1 protein-coding gene is annotated in these 535 nt (G+C 56.3%); it reads right to left on the bottom strand.

Annotation, left to right across the window (positions count from 1 at the left end):
- Nucleotides 1-535: cation efflux transmembrane domain-containing protein (locus HSP_RS0108160; RefSeq protein ID WP_029495340.1), on the bottom strand; the 535-nt coding region annotated here is incomplete at both ends.

Below are 535 nucleotides of genomic sequence, written 5' to 3'. Positions count from 1 at the left end.
CCCCGCCTTCCCGATGTTTGGATATGAGCAGCAGACAACTGGTATTGGCAATCAATGCGACGAATGCGATAGCCATCATCACCAGAGATTCAGGCTCACTACCGAATACAAAGCGTCTCACCACCTCTACGAGCACACCCACAGCCAAGATCAGTTGCAGTACACCAGCAAGATGCGCGGCACGTACCTGCATTTTCACGCTATGTCCAACCGCATAAAGGGCAAGCCCGTACACCGCCGCATCGGAAAAATTGTCCAGGGATTCTCCAATCAGGCCGGTGGACTGGGCGATCAGACCGGCAGTCATTTCCACCACGAACAGAAGTGCATTGATGCCGAGCAACCAGCGCAGGGTCCCGGATTCTTGCTTAGCAGAAGCTGCCGAAAACTCGGCGGCCTTGATGGTCTCTGGATTTGCAGCGACGGTTTCCTGAAGCGAGGCGCCTAGCCCCAAGGTCTTCAGTTTCGAGGTGACGGGCTCGACCTCGCCGTCATGCACGACCTTCAGCCGGCGGTTCGACAAGTCGAAGGACAG

The sequence above is a fragment of the Haemophilus sputorum CCUG 13788 genome (assembly GCF_000238795.1).
Classification (GTDB): domain Bacteria; phylum Pseudomonadota; class Gammaproteobacteria; order Enterobacterales; family Pasteurellaceae; genus Haemophilus_A; species Haemophilus_A sputorum.
This window is presented reverse-complemented; position numbering and strand designations above follow the sequence as displayed.